Source organism: Pseudomonas sp. TNT3, from assembly GCF_010095445.2.
In the GTDB taxonomy this organism is placed as follows: Bacteria; Pseudomonadota; Gammaproteobacteria; order Pseudomonadales; family Pseudomonadaceae; genus Aquipseudomonas.
In genome coordinates, this window is sequence record NZ_WFGV02000019.1 from 1 (window position 1) to 21,063 (window position 21,063).

Consider the following 21,063-nt stretch of genomic DNA (forward strand, 5'->3'; position numbering starts at 1 on the left):
CGCACGCCAGTTTCCGGTGCCGCTCAGTCCGCCGATGGCGCACTGGTACTCGCCGGTAGCCGTGGCGCCCTGACGCTGGCCGCCGACCCAGCCCTCGAACCCTAAGAGCGAGAACCCAGACATGGGCACTATCAAACAAGACGCCATGCCGGTGATCCGCGACCTGCGCGATTTCGACCAGCACTCTGGCAACCTCCTCGAACGGCTGGTGTTCAACTTCCGGCCGCTGTTCATGCTGCTGATGGCGATCGCCACCGTGGTGTTCGGCTTCATGGCGGTGACGCGCCTGGAGCTGCGGCCCAGCTTCGAAAAAATGATCCCGCAGAGCCAGCCGTACATCCAGAATTTCCTCGAAAACCGTGCCTCGTTGCGCGGCTTGGGCAACTCGGTGCGCGTGGTGGTGGAGAACACCCAGGGCGATATTTTCGACCCGGCGTATCTCGACGTGCTCAAGCAGGTCAACGACCAGTTGTTCCTCACCGAAGGCGTCGACCGCGCCTGGATGAAATCGCTGTGGAGTCCGGCAGTGCGCTGGACCGAAGTCACCGAAGAGGGGTTTCAGGGTGGCCCGGTGATGCCCGACACCTATTCCGGTCAGCCTGAACAGATCGAACAACTGCGCCAGAACATCTCCCGCGCTGGCCTCGTCGGCAGCCTGGTGGCCAGTGATTTCAAATCCACCATGTTGATCGTGCCGTTGCTGGACAAGGCCGCGGCCGGTGGCCAGCCCATCAACTACCACGCGTTTTCGCAGATGCTCGAAGAGCAATTGCGCGACAAGATCGAATTCGCCGGCGACAGCGCCGCGCGCAAATCCGGCGTCGAGGGCAAGGGTCAGTACAAGGTGCGGGTGATCGGTTTCGCCAAATTGATGGGCGACCTGATCGACGGCCTGATCCAGGTAATGATGTTTTTCGGCCTGGCGGTCGTCACCTCGCTGGCGATCATCTACGCCTACACCCGCTGCGTGCGCAGCACCTTGCTGGTGGTCGGCTGCTCGCTGATCGCGGTGGTGTGGCAGCTGGGCATTGTCGCCTGGCTCGGTTACGCCATCGATCCGTACTCGGTGCTGGTGCCGTTTTTGATCTTCGCCATCGGCGTGTCCCACGCCGCGCAAAAGATGAACGGGATCATGCAGGACATCGCTCGCGGCACGCACAAGCTGATCGCGGCCCGCTACACCTTTCGCCGTTTGTTCATCGCCGGGGTGACGGCGTTGCTGGCGGATGCGGTGGGTTTTGCGGTGTTGATGCTGATCGACATCCCCGTGATCCAGGACCTGGCGATCACCGCCAGCATCGGCGTTGCGGTGCTGATTTTTACCTCGTTGTTGCTGATGCCGGTGGCGCTGTCCTATGTCGGCGTTGGCGCCAAGGCCGCCGAGCGCGCGCTGAAAATCGACACCCGCGCCGAACACCACAAAGGCTTCGGCAAACTCTGGGATGCGCTCGACCGCTTCACCACGCGAAAGTGGGCCACGGGCGCGGTGCTGGTCGCGGTGCTGATGGGCATCGGCGGTTTCATGGTCAGCCTGAACCTGAAGATCGGCGACCTCGAAAGTGGCGCACCGGAGCTACGTGCCGACTCGCGCTACAACCGCGACAACGCCTACATCACCCAGCATTACGCGCTCTCGAGCGACATGTTCGCGGTGATGATCAAGACCGCACCGGAAGGCTGCCTGAACTACAAAACCCTGGTGCTCGCCGATCGTCTGGCCTGGGAGCTGCAGCAATACCCTGGCGTGCAGGCCACGGTTTCGCTGGTCAACGCGGTACGGCAGATCACCGCCGGCACCTATGAAGGCAACCCCAAACTCAACAGCATCCAGCGCAACCAGGACGTACTGAATTACGCCGCGCAACAAGCTTCGGTGAACTCGCCGGAGCTGTTCAACAGCAACTGCTCGCTGATGCCGGTGATCACCTTCCTCAAGGATCACAAGGCCGAAACCCTGGACGCCGTGGTAGCGATTGCCGACAAGTTCGCCAAGGAAAACAGCACCGACGATCGTCAGTTCCTGCTGGCCGCAGGTACGGCGGGCATCGAAGCAGCGACCAACATTGTCGTGCGCGAAGCCAATCGCACCATGCTGCTGTACGTCTACGCGGCGGTGACGCTGTTCTGCCTGATCACCTTCCGCAGCTGGCGCGCCACGCTGGTGGCGTTGTTGCCGCTGGTGCTGACGTCGATCCTCTGCGAAGCGCTGATGGTCGCCATGGGCATCGGCGTGAAAGTTGCGACCTTGCCGGTGATCGCCCTCGGGGTGGGCATCGGCGTGGACTACGCGCTGTACCTGCTCAGCGTGCAATTGCACTTCCAGCGCCAGGGTTTGCCGTTGTCCCAGGCGTACCGCAATGCCGTGTCCTTCACCGGTCGGGTCGTCGGTCTGGTGGGCATCACCCTGGCGGCGGGCGTGGTGTGCTGGGTCTGGTCGCCGATCAAGTTCCAGGCCGACATGGGCATCCTGCTGACCTTCATGTTCCTGTGGAACATGCTCGGCGCGCTGATCCTGATTCCGGCTTTGTCGTACTTCCTGCTGCGTGAACGGGTGCCGCACACCGCGCCTGTCGTGCCAGCCGAAACCACTGAATCCACTGAACGTCCGGGCACGCCACATGCCCTGACCACGTCCGAGTAAGCCAACAATGTCTGACTACAAAGCTCCCCTGCGCGACATGCGCTTCGTCCTGAACGAGGTTTTCCAGGTGTCCCGGCTGTGGGCCAAACTGCCTGGCCTGGCCGACGTGATCGACGAAGAAACCGCCGCCGCGATTCTTGAAGAGGCCGGCAAGATCAGCGGCGAAGTGATCGCGCCATTGAACCGTGCCAGCGACGAACAGGGCTGCACCTGGAACAACGGCGCGGTCAGCGCACCGGACGGTTTCGCCGAGGCCTATCAGGCTTTCGCCGAGGGTGGCTGGGTCGGTGTTGGCGGTGATCCGCAGTTCGGTGGCATGGGCATGCCCAAGGCGATTTCGGCGCAGGTCGAAGAGATGGTCAACTCGGCCAGCCTGTCGTTCGGCCTGTACCCGATGCTGACGGCCGGCGCCTGCCTGTCGCTGAATGCCCACGCCAGTGAAACGCTGAAAACCAAGTACCTGCCGAACATGTACGCCGGTATCTGGACCGGTTCGATGTGCCTGACCGAGGCCCATGCGGGCACCGATCTGGGCTTGATTCGCACCAAGGCTGAACCTCAGGCCGATGGCAGCTACAAGGTCAGCGGCAGCAAGATTTTCATCACCGGCGGCGAGCATGACCTGACGGAAAACATCATCCATCTGGTGCTCGCGCGTCTTCCCGATGCGCCAGCAGGACCCAAGGGCATCTCGCTGTTTCTGGTGCCCAAGGTGCTGGTCAACGACGACGGCTCGCTGGGTGAACGCAACACACTGTCGTGTGGCTCCATCGAACACAAGATGGGCATCAAGGCTTCTGCCACCTGCGTGATGAACTTCGACGAGGCCACCGGCTGGATCGTCGACGCGCCGAACAAAGGTTTGGCGGCAATGTTCACCATGATGAATTACGAGCGTCTGGGCGTCGGCATTCAGGGCCTGGCCCAAGGCGAGCGTTCGTACCAGAACGCCGTCGAATATGCGCGTGATCGTCTGCAAAGCCGAGCACCCACCGGCGCGCAAAACAAGGACAAGCCCGCCGATCCGATCATCGTGCACCCCGATGTGCGCCGCATGTTGCTGACCATGAAAGCCCTGAACGAAGGCGGTCGCGCGTTCTCCAGCTACGTGGCGCTGCAACTGGACATTGCCAAGTTCAGCGACGACGCGACGGCCCGTCACCGCGCACAGGAACTGGTCTCGCTGCTGACGCCGGTGGCTAAGGCGTTCCTGACCGACATGGGCCTGGAAACCACGGTGCTCGGCCAGCAGGTGTTCGGCGGCCACGGTTACATCCGCGAGTGGGGCCAGGAGCAACTGGTGCGCGACGTGCGCATCACGCAGATTTACGAAGGTACCAACGGCATTCAGTCCCTTGATCTGGCCGGGCGCAAAATCGTCGGCAGCGGCGGGGCGCTTTACCGTTTGTTCGCTTCGGAAATCCGCAACTTTACCGCCACTGCCTGCGCCGATCTCGGCGAGTTCACCCAGCCGCTGAACGCCGCTGTGGACACCCTCGATGAACTGACCGCGTGGCTGCTGGATCGCGCGCAGAACAACCCGAATGAAATCGGCGCGGCCTCCGTCGAGTACCTGCACGTGTTCGGCTATACCGCCTACGCCTACCTGTGGGCGCGGATGGCCAAGGCGGCCATGAGCACTCATTCCAAGGATGATTTCTACGCCAGCAAACTGGCCACTGCGCGCTTCTACTTCGCTCGCTTGCTGCCGCGCATTCATTCGTTAAGTGCCTCGGCCAAGGCCGGCAGCGAATGCCTGTATGCCTTGCAAGCCGAGCAATTCTGAAAGGACAAGGAACCCTGTTCATGATGGCGACAAAAATAATTCCGCCCGCCGAAGGCGCCTATGCCTATCCGTTGCTGATCAAGCAATTGCTGTTGTCCGGCGTGCGCTACGAGCCGGGTCGGGAAATCGTCTACGCCGACAAACTGCGCTACAGCTACCAGACCCTCAATCAGCGTATTCGGCGTTTGGCCAATGCGCTGACCGCTGCCGGGGTCAAGGCCGGGGACACCGTGGCCCTGCTCGACTGGGACAGTCATCGCTACCTGGAATGTTTTTTCGCCGTGCCAATGATTGGCGCGGTACTGCACACGGTGAACATTCGTCTGTCGCCGGAGCAGGTGCTCTACACCATGAACCACGCCGAGGATGACCTGGTGCTGGTGCATGATGATTTCCTGCCGCTGGTGGAGCAGATTCAGGGGCGGCTGACGACGGTTAAGGGCTTCATGCGGCTGACTGACGATGCGCCCGTGGATACCTGTCTGCCGATGGTGGGCGAGTACGAAAGCGCGCTGGAGGAAGCGTCCGACCAGTACGCGTTTCCTGACTTCGATGAGAACTCGGTGGCGACGCTGTTCTACACCACCGGCACCACGGGCGACCCGAAAGGCGTGTATTTCACCCACCGCCAACTGGTGCTGCATACCCTGAATGCCGTCGGCACCCTGGGCGTCTATCAAGGCCAGCCGTTGCTGCGCTCCGACGATGTGTACATGCCCATCACGCCGATGTTTCACGTGCATGCCTGGGGCGTGCCGTATGTCGCGACACTCATGGGGATCAAGCAGGTGTATCCCGGCCGTTATGAGCCCAACAGCCTGGTCCGGCTTTATCGCGAAGAGAAGGTCACCTTTTCTCACTGCGTGCCGACCATTTTGCAGATGATCCTTAATTGTGAAGAAGGCAAGGCGACTCGTTTCGACGGCTGGAAAATGCTCCTGGGCGGCAGCGCGCTGACCCTCGGTATCGCCAGCGAAGCCAGCGCCAAAGGCATGGTGGTGCATGCCGGCTATGGCATGTCGGAAACCTGCCCGCTGTTGTGCCTGACCTATTTGCGCGATGAAGACCTGGCGCTCCCCGGCGAAGCTCAGCTGCCCATCCGCATCAAGACCGGCACGCCGGTGCCGATGGTTGACCTGAAAATCATCGACGCCAACGGTGACGACGTCGCCCATGACGGTGAGTCCCTCGGGGAAATCGTGGTGCGCGCACCGTGGCTGACCCAGGGCTATTTGAAGGATAAAGAGAAGGGTGCCGAACTCTGGCACAACGGCTGGCTGCACACCGGTGACATGGCGTCCATTGACGCGTTGGGTTGCGTGGAAATCAAAGACAGGATCAAAGACGTGATCAAGACCGGCGGCGAGTGGATCAGCTCTCTGGAGCTGGAAAGCCTGATCAGCGAGCATCCGGCCGTGATGTCGGTCGCGGTGGTGGGCATCGTCGATGAACAATGGGGCGAACGGCCCATGGCGATGGTGGTGTGCGAACCGGGGCAATACCTTGATCGCAAGCTGCTGGAAGTCCACCTGCAAGCCTTTGTCGACGGCGGGCGCATCAACAAATGGGCCATCCCCAAGCAGTTCAAGTTCGTGGCGGAAATTCCCAAGACCAGCGTCGGCAAGATCAACAAGAAGCTGATTCGCGAGAGCGAGGCGGGCTGACGGGAACAGCTGCCGGGCCAATTAATGGGCCCGGCCGTCAATTTTCCAAACTTGTGCCAAGCTGATGGAGTACTGAAAACCCGGGACGACCTGCCAATGAAACGCACCCAAGCATCGCAAATGCGTCGAGAGTTCTATAAAGCCATATGGCTCTACTTTCATGTGGTCTGGCCGATTATTTCCATGCTTCTTGTGATGATCGTGCTGTTCGGCTTGATCATCAGCTACCTGGAAGGATGGGGCCCGTTCGATGGCATTTACTTTGGTTTCGTCACGGGCTTGACCATCGGGTATGGGGAGCTGGTGCCGAAACTGGCCATCTCGCGGGTGCTGGCGATTTTGCTGGGGTTTAACGGCATCCTGATGACGGCGATTTTTGCAGCACTGTGCATTCGGGGGATTGAAATTGCGGTGCGCGTGACGGGGGCGGATCGACAGGAGGAGCCCAAAGGTTAAGTGGCATGGTTAGATACCTGTTTTGAACAACAGGGAATGGCCATGATCGACTTCAACAACAAGGGTTTCTTCAAGCTCAAGCAGAACGACGAATACGCCGAACGCGTCACGGCCTTGCTGCTGGACGGGGAGACGGTTATCGACTCCTACAAATCCATGCGCGATGGCGTGGTGTTTACCAACAAACGGATCATCGCGGTCAACGTCCAGGGTTTGACCGGCAGCAAAAAAGACTTCACCTCGTTGCCGTACAAAAACATCGTGGCGTATTCGGTGGAAACGTCGGGCACCTTCGACCTGGACTCCGAGCTGGAAATCTATTTCTCGTCGTTGGGCAAAGTGAAGTTTGAATTCACCGGCAGGACGTCGATGGTTGAAGTGTCGAAACTGATTTCCCAGCATTTGTTGTGAATTGATTGCCTTTGTGAGCGCCACGGCCCCCTGTAGGAGTGAGCCTGCTCGCGATGGCGGTGGGTCAGGTGATGATGTTGACTGAATGGACGCCATCGCCAGCAGGCTAGCTCCTACAGTTGATTTGGGTTGGCTGTGATAGTTGGGAGCGCCACAAACCCTGTGGGAGCTGGCTTGCCAGCGATGGCGGTGGGTCAGGCGATGATGATGTTGGCTGAACGGACGCCATCGCCAGCAGGCTAGCTCCTACAGTTGATTTGTGTTGGCTGTGATAGTTGAGAACACCATGGACCCTGTAGGAGTGAGCCTGCTCGCGATGGCGGTGGGTCAGGCGATGATGATGTTGACTGAACGGACGCCATCGCTAGCAGGCTAGCTCCTACAGTTGATTTGTGTTGGCTGTGATAGTTGGGAGCGCCACAAACCCTGTAGGAGTGAGCCTGCTCGCGATGGCGGTGGGTCAGGCGATGATGATGTTGGCTGAACGGACGCCATCGCTAGCAGGCTAGCTCCTACAGTTGATTTGTGTTGGCTGTGATAGTTGAGAACACCATGGACCCTGTAGGAGTGAGCCTGCTCGCGATGGCGGTGGATCAGGCGATGATGATGTTGGTTGAACGGACGCCATCGCCAGCAGGCTAGCTCCTACAGTTGATTTGGGTTGGCTGTGATAGTTGAGAACACCATGGACCCTGTAGGAGTGAGCCTGCTCGCGATGGCGGTGGATCGGGCGATGATGTTGTTGGCTGAACGGACGCCATCGCTAGCAGGCTAGCTCCTACAGTTGATTTGGGTTGGCTGTGATAGTTGGGAGCGCCACAAACCCTGTGGGAGCTGGCTTGCCAGCGATGGCGGTGGGTCAGGCGATGATGATGTTGACTGACTGGACGCCATCGCCAGCAGGCTAGCTCCTACAGTTGATTTGTGTTGGCTGTGATAGTTGGGAGCGCCACAAACCCTGTAGGAGTGAGCCTGCTCGCGATGACGGTGGGTCAGGCGATGATGATGTTGGCTGAACGGACGCCATCGCTAGCAGGCTAGCTCCTACAGTTGATTTGTGTTGGCTGAGATAGTTGGGAGCGCCACAAACCCTGTGGGAGCTGGCTTGCCAGCGATGGCGGTGGATCGGGCGATGATGATGTTGGCTGAACGGACGCCATCGCTGGCAAGCCAGCTCCTACAGTTGATTTGGGTTGGCTGTGATAGTTGAGAACACCATGGACCCTGTAGGAGTGAGCCTGCTCGCGATGGCGGTGGGTCAGGCGATGATGATGTTGGCTGAACGGACGCTATCGCTAGCAGGCTAGCTCCCACAGTTGTTTTGTGTTGGCTGTGATAGTTGAGAACACCATGGACCCTGTAGGAGTGAGCCTGCTCGCGATGGCGGTGGGTCAGGCGATGATGATGTTGGCTGAACGGACGCTATCGCTAGCAGGCTAGCTCCTACAGTTGATTTGTGTTGGCTGTGATAGTTGGGAGCGCCACAAACCCTGTGGGAGCTGGCTTGCCAGCTCCCACAGGGTTTCACTGTTTTTTGGACGGTGTTTATGTCCCCCAACCTGCGCCACTGACCGCTTCTTGCGCCAGTGGGTGCATGTCTGCCCCGTGGTGCTCTGTTTGCCAGGCCAGCAATTCCTTGCGCATGCCGGGTGTCCAGAACATTTGCAGATGATTGCGCACGCCGAGTACGGCCGCGTGCTGGTCCGGTTCGCTGGAGAAGTACTGGGCGATCTGGTTGACCATCTTGATCAGGTTGTCCGTGCTCATCGGCGGACCTCCGCTTTTGCGCCCCGAGCCTGACGGCGATCCTTGAGCAGGCGGGCCTGTTCTTCGCTGAAGGCTTGAAAGCGTTTTTGCCACTCGGAAGGGTGGTACACGCGGCTGACTTCCACGGCGGTGACCTTGTATTCCGGGCAGTTGGTCGCCCAGTCGGAGTTGTCGGTGGTGATGACGTTGGCCCCCGATTCCGGGAAGTGGAAGGTGGTGTACACCACACCCGGCGCGACCCGTTCAGTGACCCGCGCCCGCAACACGGTCTGCCCGGCGCGGCTGCCGATACCGACCCAGTCACCTTCATTGATGCCACGGCTCTCGGCATCGGTCGGGTGGATTTCCAGACGGTCTTCGTCATGCCAGGCGACGTTGTCGGTGCGCCGTGTCTGGGCGCCGACGTTGTACTGGCTGAGGATGCGCCCGGTGGTCAGCAGCAACGGATAACGGCCGTTGACCTTCTCCTCGGTGGGCACATACCCGGTGAGCATGAAGCGCCCCTTGCCGCGCACGAACTGCTCGATGTGCATGGTCGGCGTGCCGTCCGGTGCCGCGGCGTTGCACGGCCATTGCAAGCTGCCGTGACGATCCAGTTCGACGTAGCTGACGTTGGTGAAGGTCGGCGTCAGGCTGGCGATTTCATCCATGATGTCCGACGGATGCGAGTAGTTCATCGGATAGCCCAAGGCGTTGGCCAACGCCACGGTGCCTTCCCAGTCGGCCTTGCCGCCCAGCGGTTCCATGACCTTGCGCACTCGCGAGATGCGTCGCTCGGCGTTGGTGAAGGTGCCGTCCTTTTCCAGGAACGAACAGCCCGGCAGGAACACGTGGGCGAACTTGGCGGTTTCGTTGAGGAAGATGTCCTGCACCACGATGCATTCCATCGCCGACAGCGCTGCTGTCACGTGCTGTGTATTGGGATCACTCTGGGCGATGTCTTCACCCTGGCAATACAAGCCCTTGAACGTGCCGCCCAGCGCAGCCTCAAACATGTTGGGAATGCGCAGGCCCGGATCAGGTTGCAGGGTGACGTTCCACGCCTGTTCAAACTCCGCGCGTACCACCTCGTTGGAGATGTGCCGGTAACCGGGCAACTCGTGGGGGAACGAGCCCATGTCGCAGGAGCCCTGAACGTTGTTCTGCCCCCGCAGCGGGTTCACGCCCACGCCTTCACGACCGATGTTGCCGGTGGCCATCGCCAGGTTGGCAATGCCCATGACCGCAGTGCTGCCCTGGCTGTGTTCGGTGACGCCGAGGCCGTAGTAGATCGCCGCGTTGCCGGCGCTGGCAAACAGGCGGGCGGCGGCGCGGATGTCGGCAGGCGCCACGCCGCAAATCTCGCCAAGGACTTCAGGCGAGTTTTCAGCGCGGCTGACGAACTCGCTCCAGCGAGCAAAATCGCTACCCTCGCAACGGGCGTCGATAAAGGCCTGGTCGAGCAAACCTTCGGTGACGATCACATGGGCCAGGGCGTTGAGCATGGCCACGTTTGTGCCCGGACGCAGGGCCAGGTGCAGCTCGGCGCGGGCGTGCACCGAGTCCACCAGATCGATACGCCGCGGGTCGATGACGATCAGCCGTGCGCCTTCACGCAAACGGCGTTTGAGTTGCGATGCGAACACCGGGTGGGCATCGCTGGGGTTGGCGCCCATCACCAGGATCACGTCGGCTTTCATCACCGAGTCGAAACTCTGAGTACCGGCGGACTCGCCCAGGGTTTGCTTCAGGCCGTAGCCGGTCGGCGAGTGGCAGACCCTCGCACAGGTGTCGACGTTGTTATTGCCGAACGCCGCGCGAACCAGTTTCTGCACCAGGTAGGTTTCTTCGTTGGTGCAGCGACTTGAGGTGATACCACCAATGGAATCGCGGCCGTATTTCTGCTGCAAACGACGGAATTCGCTGGCGGCATAGGTCACCGCTTCCTCCCAGCTGACTTCCTGCCACGGGTCGTTGATGTGCTGGCGGATCATCGGTTTGGTGATGCGATCCGGGTGCGTCGCGTAACCCCAGGCGAAGCGCCCTTTGACGCAAGAGTGGCCGTGGTTGGCCTGGCCGTTTTTATCCGGAACCATACGCACCAGTTTGTCGCCTTTCATCTCGGCGCGGAACGAGCAGCCCACGCCGCAATAGGCACAGGTGGTGATCACGCTGCGTTCGGGTTGACCCAGTTCGACCACGCTTTTTTCCATCAGGGTCGCGGTCGGGCAGGCTTGCACACAGGCGCCGCAGGACACGCATTCGGAGTCGAGGAAGTTGTCACCCCCAGCGGCGGCCACCCGGGATTCAAAACCGCGCCCGGTGATGGTCAGGGCAAAGGTGCCCTGGGTTTCTTCGCACGCGCGCACGCAGCGGTTGCAGACGATGCACTTGCTCGGGTCGAAATCGAAATAGGGGTTGGAGGTGTCCTTGACGTCGGCGAGATGGTTGTCGCCTTCGTAGCCGTAACGAACTTCCCGCAGACCGACCTGGCCGGCCACGGTTTGCAATTCGCAGTTGCCGTTGGCCGAGCAGGTCAGGCAGTCCAGCGGGTGATCGGAGATGTACAACTCCATGACGTTGCGCCGCAGGGTTGCGAGCTTCGGCGTCTGGGTGTGCACGCTCATGCCTTCGGTGACCGGCGTGGTGCAGGAGGCCGGATAGCCGCGCATGCCGTCGATTTCCACCAGGCACATGCGGCAGGAACCGAAGGCTTCCAGGCTGTCGGTGGCACAGAGTTTCGGAATGGTGGTGCCCAGCAGTGCAGCGGCGCGCATTACCGAGGTGCCTTCGGGCACGCTGATGCTGCGACCGTCGATGTTCAGGGTGATTTGCACCTGGCTGTCGCGGGCAGGCGTGCCCAGATCGATGTCGGTTTTCGGGTCGAAGAGAGTGATCATTGCTCGGCCTCCGAAGGCTGCAGACCGAAGTCGGCGGGGAAGTACTTGAGGGCGCTGGCCACCGGAAACGGGGCCATGCCGCCCAACGCACAGAGCGAACCGTATTGCATCGTGTCGCACAGGTCCTTGAGGATGATGGCTTGCGCATCACGACCGTTCTGGTCGGGCGCGGCCAGCAGGCGGTCGATCACCTCCACGCCACGGGTCGACCCAATGCGGCACGGCGTGCATTTGCCGCAGGATTCCTCGGCGCAGAACTGCATCGCAAAACGCGCCATTTGGGACATGTCCAGCGTGTCATCCGCCACCACCACACCACCGTGGCCGAGCATCGCGCCCATGGCTGCGAAGGCTTCGTAATCCAGCGGCGTATCGAACTGCGACGGCGGCACCCACGTGCCAAGCGGACCGCCCACTTGCACAGCCTTCAATGGCCGGCCACTGGCGGTACCCCCGCCGTAGCCTTCCACCAGTTCGCGCAAGGTCAGGCCAAACGCCCGTTCCACCAGACCGCCGTGACGAACATTGCCCGCCAATTGGAAAGGCATGGTGCCCAGGGAACGGCCCATGCCGTAATCACGATAAAACTGCGCGCCCTTGGCCAGAATCAGCGGTACCGAGGCCAGGGTCAGCACGTTGTGCACCAGGGTCGGCAGGCCGAACAAACCTTTCAGCGCGGGGATGGGCGGCTTGGCGCGAACGATCCCGCGCTTGCCTTCAAGGGAGTCCAGCAGCGCGGTTTCCTCACCGCAGATGTAGGCACCGGCACCGACGCGCACTTCCATGTCGAAGGCCTGACCGCTGCCGCCGACATTCGCGCCCAGGTAGCCGGCGGAACGGGCGATGTTCAGCGCTACACGTAACGTGGCCACGGCGTCGGGGTATTCCGAGCGCACATAGATGTAGCCATAAGTGGCGCCGACGCAAAGACCGGCAATGGCCATGCCTTCGATCAGCAGGAAAGGGTCGCCTTCCATTAGCATACGGTCGGCAAAGGTGCCGGAGTCGCCTTCGTCGGCGTTGCACACGATGTACTTTTGCACAGCCTCGTTAGCGCGCACCGTGCGCCATTTGATCCCGGCTGGAAACGCTGCGCCGCCACGGCCACGCAGGCCTGAATCGAACACTTCAGTCGCAGTGTGCTCGCCGCCTATTTTGACGGCCCTTTGCAAACCCTCGAACCCACCGTGGGCCCGGTAATTGTCCAGGGACAGCGGCCGAGTGATGCCGGCGCGGGCGAACAACAGGCGTTGTTGCGTCTTCAGATACGGTAATTCTTCCACCAGACCCAAAGCCAGTGGATGCGCGGATGGCTCGCCTTGCAGCGCGTCGAGCACGGACGGCACATCGGCAGCGGTCAGTGGGCCGAAACCGATCCGGCCTTGCGGGCTGTCCACTTCCAGCAGCGGTTCCAGCCAGTACAAGCCGCGCGAACTGGTGCGCTGCAACTCCAGCGGCAGATTGCGTTCCCGGGCCTGGGTAATCAGAGCGACGGACACCTCATCAGCGCCCACGGCACGGGCCAGCGAATCAGCAGGCAAATAAAGAGGCATCACGCGTCCTCCCGGCAAGCGTCGAGCAAGGCATCCAGACGCTCGGCACTGAGTCGCGCATGCACCCGGCCATCCAGCTCCAGAGCAGGCGAACAAGCGCAGGCGCCGAGGCAATACACCGGACGCAAACTGATGCTGCCGTCGGCGCTGCTGCCGTGGTCATCGAGCTGCAGACGATCGCGCAACTGCGCCGCCAACTGCTCGGCGCCGCGACTCTTGCAGGACTCGGCGCGGCACAGACGCAAGATATGCCGCGCTGGCGGCGCAGTACGGAAGTCATGGTAGAAGCTGATCACGCCACGAATCTCGGCCTGACTCTGGTTCAGGGCGTGGGCAATCTCGGGGACGGCGGCGTCGGGGATGTAGCCGATGCGTTCCTGAATATCATGAAGAATGGGCAACAGCGCACCCGGGGAGCCCTTATGGCGCTCCAGCAGACTGTTGACCACTGGCAGGTGCAACATCTCATCAGGCATTCAGCAATCCTCACGGTCACGGACGAACCAGAAGGTCGTCGGTCGTCCGAAAGTGTCGGCTGCGGCATTCACACCACGTCACGGTATCGTGGATTTTCAGGCCGTTGGCCAGGGCACCCTGAACGGGCATCTTGTTGTGCCCGGTGCGGTCTTTGCCGAACCTCTACTGGGCATAAAGAGCAGCTTGCCACGCGGCTATTGATCGAACGGCACCAAAGCGACGTGTTCGGTTCTGCCTACGACTCTCCATTGAGTCTAGATGACTGCCGCAACAGGCGTTCACTCACCGGCCTGATTCCCTCAGGGCCGGTCGATGGCTCATGTATAGCAAGCATTGTGGGTAGGAAACAGCGTCAGATCCGTGGGTATTTCGAGGAGCAGATGCATTGAGCCACGCCACAAAACCCCTGTGGGAGCCAGCCTGCTGGCGATAGCGCCAGCCCAGCCCTGCTGCAAGCTTATCCAGATGAGTCCACCTTCCCAAACGCCAGAAACACAAAAGCCCGGCGAACCGGGCTTTCTCGAGCCGAGCGCTGCTTAGTTGGCAGTTTTCAGCTTGATTACATCGCCGGAGACGGTGGTGGTGTAGCCGTTCAGGACCCAGGCCCAGAACCACTTTTCCTGCACTTGAGTATTGATCAGTGCGTCGCCACCCTTGGCCTGGATTGCAGCGTCCTGCGCGCGAACAAAACGGGAGTTCTGACGAATCGGGATCAGACCGAACAGCATCAGGCCTGTAGCGCTGGCCTCACTGTGGCCAACGACGGTGTACTGATTGCTTTCGTAATGCGGGGACTTCATAGCGGTGCCGGTGCAGCCCGCAAGAACCAAACCACATACTGCAGAAGCGATGATTTTACCGAAGGACTTCAAGGTGTTACTCCATGGAAAAGCGCCCGGATCCAATTACCGGGGAGCGGCACTGTACCGGAAGTGGCTCGCGCTTTTGGCATTTTTGACACCTATGCCCTCTTGTTATCGCTGACGTCTATTGATCGTGATGACCCAAGGCGAAACATCAGGAGTTTGTTTTCAAAACATCGGCATGCGTCAGTAACCACTGCTGGAAACTGCGAACGGCAGGCAGCGGGTTGCGGTGGTGCGGTTGCATCAGGTACAGGCGGCCACGGCTGCGCATGCTGTGGGGTAATGCCATCTGCAGGCGGCCCGACGCCAGTTCGCCTTCAAGCAGGCTTTTCCAGCCCAGGGAAACCCCTTGGCCCATGACCGCCGACTGCATCAGCAATTGGTAGCTGTTGGTGCGCAAGGCGTGCCTCGGGCTGTGGTAGCTGGCGCCAGCATCGGAGAACCAGTCGGCCCAGGTCAGCCAGTCGTGGTAATGGTCTTCCACGATCAGCAGGGTGTGGTCTTCGAGCAGATGCGCCGCGTCCCGAATCTCGCCGCGGCGCTGCAGATAACCGGGGCTGCAGACGGCGATTACCTCCTCGGTTTCAAACACCGGTGACAGCTCCAGACCATGGGGCGCGGGTAATTCGTCGAGGTGATAGAACAAGCCCAGGTCGTATTCGCTGACGTCCAGGTGGCTCGGGCTTTCGCTGCACAGAATGCGGATGTCCAGGTCCGGGTGCTGGCTCTGGAAGTGTGGCAACAGCGCTGCCAGCCAGATCGAACTGATGGTCGGTGTGCTCGCCAGGGTGAGTTGCCGATCCGCACCACGGCGGCGCAGTTCGGCGGATTCGCGATCCAGCTCGCGCAGCAGTCGCTGGATGGTGCGGAAGTAACGCTCACCGGCCGGCGTCAGGCTGATGCCCAGCGCCAGACGGTGGAACAGCGGGCGCGCCAGGTCTTCTTCCAGACGCTTGATCTGTCGGCTGACCGCGCTTTGAGTCAGGTTCAGCTCGTGGGCCGCCTGGGTAAAACTCAAATGACGGGCGGCGGCCTCAAAGGTCTGCAGACAGTTGAGCGGTGGGAGATCGACGTTTCGGCGCGACATGAGGTATCCACTGGCAAGAGGTAACCCCAGCAAACTGGGGTCGACCGGTAATCAGATTCCGGAGCATCCTGCCATTCCCGGCCTCACAGTGCGACCCGGGCGACGCGTTTGCTCCACTGGCGGTGATGCACCTGCTCGCCGTTCTCCCGTGCCACCTGCTCGGCCTCCACGTAGAACCATTGATCATCCGCGCGCAGGTGCAGGCTGCTGTCGACTTCGACCGACCATTGCTCGCGCCCGACGCGGTACTGCCATTGAATATCGGCACGGGTCGACAGCGGGTCCCACGGCAAGGTGCGGTACTCCTCGGTGCAACGCTGATCGACCCACAAGCCATGGTCGAGAAAGCGCACCGCCCCCAGGTCGTCTTCGATGCGCACGCACACTTCACCGCTGCTGACGTCTTCGATCAAGGTGCGCTTGGGCGCGGCTGCGCGCAGGACTTCCAGGGCTGCCGGTGTCGCACTTTGCGGCGCTTCGAACGGGCATTCCACCGCGTCGCCGGTGAACACCGGCAGTTGCACGCTTTGCAGCCCGGGCAACAAGGTCAGGGTCGTCAGTTCGCGGCTCGGCCACAGCAGCGGAAAGCTGGCGGTACTGAGTGCGAGGCGCAGTCGGTAACCGGTCGGCAGTCGGACACCCACCTGATCCAGGCTCAACGTGACGTCCATTGGCTCGCCCGGCACAGGCGGCGTCAGCTGGGCGAAGTCGTCGCGCAGGTTGAGGTTCAGCACGCCATAGGTGAGCTGGCTGACCTGACCATCCGGCGCGACGGCGTTGAGTCGGGCGACCAGTTGTCCACAGGCGGTGTCGCTGCTCAGGCGCAACTTCAGGCGCACATCCCCCAGCAACGCCAGCGGCTCGGTCAGCGGTTGGGAGTCGAAGCACAGGGACTGGGCATCGTCGCGGCGCTGATCGGTCGGACCATCGGGACCGAACCAGATCGCGCAGTATTCGCCCTGATGCAGCCCGGTGGTCAGCGGTGAACAGATGCTGCGTGAAGCGCTCAACGACTGTTGGCCCTGGCCCAAACCTTGATCGTCGAGGCTGAAGTCCGTCCATTGAATCTGCGGATCAGGCCAGCCGGTGGTCTGCACCCAGATGCCCGGACGCTCGGCGTAGCTGCCCTTGGGAGGCAGTACGTCTTGCAGATAGAACGTGCACGCGGCCTCGTCCATCACGCCATTGTCGATACCCTTGAGCCAGTGATCCCACCAGCGCTTGGCTTCCTGCAGGAAACCGATGGCCGGGTTGGGCACGGCAAAGTGCGGGTACTTGTGAATCCACGGCCCGATCATGGCTTTTTTCGGGCACTGGAGATTTTCCATCAGGCGCGGGACGGCATTCTTGTACGCATCGCCCCAACCGCCCACGGCGTAGACCGCTGCCTTGATCGCCGAATAGTCCTCACACACCGAACCGTGACGCCAGTAGTCGTCGCGCGTCTGATGTTGCAGCCAGGTCTCGGCCAGCAACGGCATGGCGTCCAGACGCTCCTGCCACAGGCCTTTCCAGCTTTCGCCGACCAGCAATGGATCGGGCACCGCTGCGCTGAAGTTGAGCATGGTCGCCGCCCAGCCGAAGTTCTCCATCAGCAGGTTGCCGCCCTTGTAATGGATGTCATCGGCATAACGGTCATCGGTGGAGCACAGGGTGATGATCGCCTTCAAGGCTTCAGGCTGACGCGCCGCCACTTGCAAGCCGTTGAAGCCGCCCCACGAGATGCCCATCATGCCGACGTTGCCGTCGCACCAGGATTGCTGGCACAGCCACTCGATCACTTCCAGCGCGTCATTCTGTTCCTGGAGCAGGTACTCGTCCGCCATCAAACCTTGGGACTCACCGTTGCCGCGCATGTCCACACGAATACACACGTAACCCTGACCGGCCATCCACGGGTGGGTCAGCGCATCACGCACGGCCGTGCCGTCACGCTTGCGATAAGGCAGGTACTCGAGGATCGCCGGGAACGCCTGCTCACCCGCCGTATCGGGCAGCCAGATGCGCGCCGCCAGTTGAGTGCCATCGCGCAACGGGATCAGGCAATGCTCGATTTCACGAACCGTGTGGGCAAACTCGGTGATGATGTCCATCGGAGACTCCAAAGCAATATTCAAGATTTTGATCGCGAGCCAATGCCTCCCCCAAACATCGGGGAGGCAGGCGCTTGCTGAAACGGGAAGGGGTCAGGCCAGAGGCGGTTTTATCGCGAGAGCTCCGGCGTTGGGGTGGCGCCGACGGGTAGGTCCCGGGCTCGGGTAGCCTGGCTGACAGGGACGGTTTTCACGTCCAGCAGCGCCGGATTTCTCAGCCAGTAAATCAGCGAGGTACTGGCCAGCAGCACCAGAATCATCCCCGGCAACCCGCCCAGGTTGGACAGCATCTTCACCCCGTCGATGCCGACGAAGGCCACCATCACCCACGACACCGTCCCGATGATCACGCCCCACACCACTTTGAGCATCGGGTTACCGTCCAGATCCGAATCCGCCGTGACGCCCTTGCTGCACAGGTTGGAGATCACGTCGGTGCTGGAGTCCGCTGCCGTGACGAAAGAAATGAACGCGATGAACAACAGGAAGGCGACCATCAGGCCACTGGCCGGCAACTGCTGGAACATCTGGTACAGCACATGCTCGACGCCTTGCTCGTTAAGCACACGGTTCAAGCTGCCGTCGCCCAGCGCGTCGAAGTACAGGCTGCAACCGGAGAAAATGCAGATCCACAGCGCGGTGAACAGGGCCGGGTAAAGCATGTTGATATGGATGAACTCGCGGACGGTGTAGCCACGACCGATCTTGCCAAGAAACAAGGCACTGACCGGGGCCCAGGCGAACCAGACCGACCAGTAGAAAATCGTCCAGCTTTGCGGCCAGCTGTCACCACTAGCGGCGCCGGTGAAGAGGCTGCGGCTGAAGAACGTGTCCAGGTAAACGCCCAGGGACTCGACGCCCAGGCTGATCATGAACAGCGTCGGACCGCAGAGCAGCACGAACAACCCCAGCGCCAGCATGATCCAGGTATTGAATGACGACAGCATCACGATGCCGCGCTGCAAACCGCTGGCAGCCGAGGCGACGAAGGTGATGACGATCACGCCAATGATGATCGCCAAGCGCAGCGGCGTGGTGTCACCGCCGATGTACTGGCTCAGGCCACCGGCCAGGGTCAACGCACCGGTGCCCAGAGAGGACGCCATCCCCGCAACCAGTGCAAACATCGCCAGGGTGTCGATCAGCCCCGCATAGCGTTTGACCCGTGCGGCACCCAGCAACGGTTGCAGCATCGAGCCAATGGAGAAGTTGGCGCGCAGGTTGTAGAAGACCAGCGCGAACACCAGCGAAGGCACCAGATAAATCGCGTAAGGGGTGATGGTCCAGTGCAGGAACATCGTCGACATCGCAAAGGTCTTCGCCGCCGCCGAACCCGCCTCGATCGCCATGCTGGAAGGTGGGGAATACAGGTGATACAGCGGCTCGGCCGTGGTCCAGAACAGCACACCGACGGCAAGCGTGGTGCACAGCGCAACCATGAACCAGCGCCACTTGCTCAGCAACGGCTGGGCCTGTTCACCGCCGATGCGCACCTTGCCCAACGGCGAGAAGTACACAATCGCGGTCAGCACCACCATCGCGAAAGAGCCCGCGCTGAACAGCCAGGAGAAATTCCTGAGGATCATCGTATTGAGCTGTTTGCTCACCGCGAGGAACGCATTCAGGTCGACGTAACTGGCAATCACCGCTGCCAGCAAAATCAGAAACGTTGGCCAAAAAACCAACGGCCGCAATGGATACTTCATATCGTGCGATTCCCCAGACTGATTATTCTTATCGCCTTTAAAGGCATTTTTTAGGTGCGAACCGGGCAGGGTGTTGCTGCGGGTGGCTCGCTTTGCGTCTTCGCTGGGGCTTAGATAACCGTTTATTCGATAGCGGGTGCAATCGATGAATGGGTATGGGGGTATTCCCGGAAGTCATGGGGTAGCGGGGTTAGGTCATGGGGGATGGCGTGCGGTTCAAATGTCATATTGCTCGGACATGGAGATCAAGCGTTGCGAGTTTTGGATGCTGCTACATCCATGTTATCCACAGGCGAAAAAAAGGCCCTGCAATGCAAGGCCTTCTAAGTTTTGGCGGGCAACTCGAACCCCTACTACTTCAGAAAAACGGGATCAAGGTAAAGGGGCGTGAGTAGTTATCAGCTTCAAACCGAAAGCCAAATCACCCAAAGCCGAACAGTAAAAAATCCCCGAAAAATCGAGGCCGACCCCGAATGCCAGCCCCATAAACAACCCCTGTAGGAGCCAGCCTGCTGGCGATAGCGCCAGCCCAAACAACTAAAATCCCAAAGCTGCACCCAAAACCCACTCACATCAAACAGCCCAACAATGCCCGCCAACCCACCACAACCCCTGTGGGAGCCAGCCTGCTGGCGATAGCGCCAGCTCAAACAACAAAAATACCAAGCTGGACCTAAAACCCACTCACATCAAACAGCCAAACAATGCCCGCCAACCCACCACAACCCCTGTGGGAGCCAGCCTGCTGGCGATAGCGCCAACCCAAACAACAAAATCCCAAAGCTGAACCTAAAACCCACTCACATCAAACAGCCAAACAATGCCCGCCAACCCACCACAATCCCTGTGGGAGCCGGGCTTGCCCGCGATAGCGCCAGCTCAGCCAACATCAATGCTGAACCAGCTACCACCATCGCAAGCAGTCCACACCAAACAGGCCTCAGCGCAACTAAGTGTCAGCCGTCACCCTCTGTCCGCTTAGAGGCCGGCCCGCCAGCCTGATCCCGCTCCAGCACCTTCCGCACATCATCAACCACCGCCATTCCCATCGCCGTCAGGTAATGCGCAGCACTCGCGTGGTAGTTCGTGTCGCTTGGGTACGCCGCATCCTTGGTGAGTGCTTTCGCGAGAAAGAGGAAATCGGACGCCATGATTAATGCATCGCCGAGTGGGACGTTGCAGGTGACGTGGAAGAGGGCTTGATCACCGCAATAGATGGCGGGGGTCAGGCCGATGGTTGTTAGCTTTGGTTGGTCGGTCATTGGGCATCTCCGGGGATGGAGAGGCAATGGGGGAGGGCGTTACGCGATTGGGAACTGCGTAAAGGGGGAAGCCAAACTTCGTACGGTTTGATGCTGCGCATTATCCAACTCCTTGATTTGAGGAGCTGCCACGAGCCTTCTCACGGGCTTGGGTGACAGCCGTGCGCGGGGTGAGAAACCGGCAATCAAGGCAACCGGTAGACCCGAAGGTCTCCCACGCACAGCCGCCATAAAGCCAATCGCAGACGAAAAAAAACGCCGCGATAGGTTTTGGGGCGCTTTGCGCCTTGATTGTTGCGGGCTCTCACACCCGGTCGCTGAATTTGCAGCGACGGTGGGAGGGTATCGTCCTGATTCATTACATGCAACCTTCGAAGGCATCGATCCCAAGCGCCCCGAGCCCAGAGACGAGTAG

Annotated in this window: 14 protein-coding genes; 5 read left to right on the forward strand and 9 right to left on the reverse strand. The window is 60.7% G+C overall.

The genetic code is table 11. The features are described 5' to 3' along the window. The first annotated feature begins 121 nt into the window (after positions 1–121). The 5 genes from GBC55_RS13425 (at position 122) to GBC55_RS13445 (ending at position 6,958) form a co-directional block, all read left to right on the forward strand. The gene (locus GBC55_RS13425) at positions 122–2,641 is read left to right on the forward strand and encodes an MMPL family transporter (protein ID WP_162438221.1); all 2,520 of its coding nucleotides are present in this window, start codon (positions 122–124) and stop codon (positions 2,639–2,641) included. 7 nt (positions 2,642–2,648) lie between these two features. Further along, positions 2,649–4,427, forward strand: coding sequence for an acyl-CoA dehydrogenase C-terminal domain-containing protein (locus GBC55_RS13430; protein ID WP_162438222.1), 1,779 nt, complete (start codon positions 2,649–2,651; stop codon positions 4,425–4,427). A 20-nt stretch (positions 4,428–4,447) separates the two neighbouring features. After that, positions 4,448–6,091: a fatty acid--CoA ligase gene (locus GBC55_RS13435; protein WP_162438223.1), complete on the forward strand. Its 1,644-nt coding sequence runs from the start codon at positions 4,448–4,450 to the stop codon at positions 6,089–6,091. A gap of 96 nt (positions 6,092–6,187) precedes the next feature. Then, a complete protein-coding gene (locus GBC55_RS13440) occupies positions 6,188–6,547 on the forward strand; it encodes a potassium channel family protein (protein WP_162438224.1) in 360 nt (119 codons plus the stop codon). Between the two features lie 42 nt (positions 6,548–6,589). Continuing rightward, positions 6,590–6,958, forward strand: a complete 369-nt coding sequence (locus tag GBC55_RS13445; RefSeq protein WP_162438225.1) for a PH domain-containing protein — start codon at positions 6,590–6,592, stop codon at positions 6,956–6,958. Positions 6,959–8,503: 1,545 nt separating this feature from the next. Here GBC55_RS13445 and GBC55_RS13450 read toward each other — a convergent pair. The 9 genes from GBC55_RS13450 to GBC55_RS13490 all read right to left on the reverse strand — a co-directional run bounded on the left by GBC55_RS13450 (position 8,504) and on the right by GBC55_RS13490 (position 20,648). Continuing rightward, positions 8,504–8,725 carry a formate dehydrogenase subunit delta gene (locus GBC55_RS13450; protein WP_162438226.1) on the reverse strand — a complete coding sequence of 74 codons (222 nt, stop codon included), beginning with the start codon at positions 8,723–8,725 and terminating at the stop codon, positions 8,504–8,506. Continuing rightward, positions 8,722–11,604 (reverse strand): formate dehydrogenase subunit alpha, encoded by a 2,883-nt coding sequence (gene fdhF, locus GBC55_RS13455; protein ID WP_162438227.1) that lies wholly within the window; start codon positions 11,602–11,604, stop codon positions 8,722–8,724. The genes GBC55_RS13450 and fdhF overlap by 4 nt, the downstream gene beginning before the upstream one ends. Next, positions 11,601–13,157 carry a formate dehydrogenase beta subunit gene (locus GBC55_RS13460; protein WP_162438228.1) on the reverse strand — a complete coding sequence of 519 codons (1,557 nt, stop codon included), beginning with the start codon at positions 13,155–13,157 and terminating at the stop codon, positions 11,601–11,603. The genes fdhF and GBC55_RS13460 overlap by 4 nt, the downstream gene beginning before the upstream one ends. After that, positions 13,157–13,633, reverse strand: a complete 477-nt coding sequence (locus GBC55_RS13465) for a formate dehydrogenase subunit gamma (protein WP_162438229.1) — start codon at positions 13,631–13,633, stop codon at positions 13,157–13,159. Before GBC55_RS13465 ends, GBC55_RS13460 begins: the two co-directional genes overlap by 1 nt. Positions 13,634–14,170: 537 nt before the next feature. Then, the gene (locus GBC55_RS13470; RefSeq protein WP_162438230.1) at positions 14,171–14,506 is read right to left on the reverse strand and encodes a hypothetical protein; all 336 of its coding nucleotides are present in this window, start codon (positions 14,504–14,506) and stop codon (positions 14,171–14,173) included. Positions 14,507–14,651: 145 nt separating this feature from the next. Further along, positions 14,652–15,587 (reverse strand): LysR substrate-binding domain-containing protein, encoded by a 936-nt coding sequence (locus tag GBC55_RS13475; protein ID WP_162438231.1) that lies wholly within the window; start codon positions 15,585–15,587, stop codon positions 14,652–14,654. A gap of 83 nt (positions 15,588–15,670) precedes the next feature. After that, positions 15,671–17,680 carry a CocE/NonD family hydrolase gene (locus GBC55_RS13480; protein ID WP_162438232.1) on the reverse strand — a complete coding sequence of 670 codons (2,010 nt, stop codon included), beginning with the start codon at positions 17,678–17,680 and terminating at the stop codon, positions 15,671–15,673. Positions 17,681–17,790: 110 nt separating this feature from the next. Beyond that, positions 17,791–19,386, reverse strand: a complete 1,596-nt coding sequence (locus GBC55_RS13485; RefSeq protein ID WP_247266906.1) for a BCCT family transporter — start codon at positions 19,384–19,386, stop codon at positions 17,791–17,793. 956 nt (positions 19,387–20,342) lie between these two features. Beyond that, positions 20,343–20,648 carry a DUF3077 domain-containing protein gene (locus GBC55_RS13490; RefSeq protein WP_162438233.1) on the reverse strand — a complete coding sequence of 102 codons (306 nt, stop codon included), beginning with the start codon at positions 20,646–20,648 and terminating at the stop codon, positions 20,343–20,345. Between the last annotated feature and the right edge of the window lie 415 nt (positions 20,649–21,063).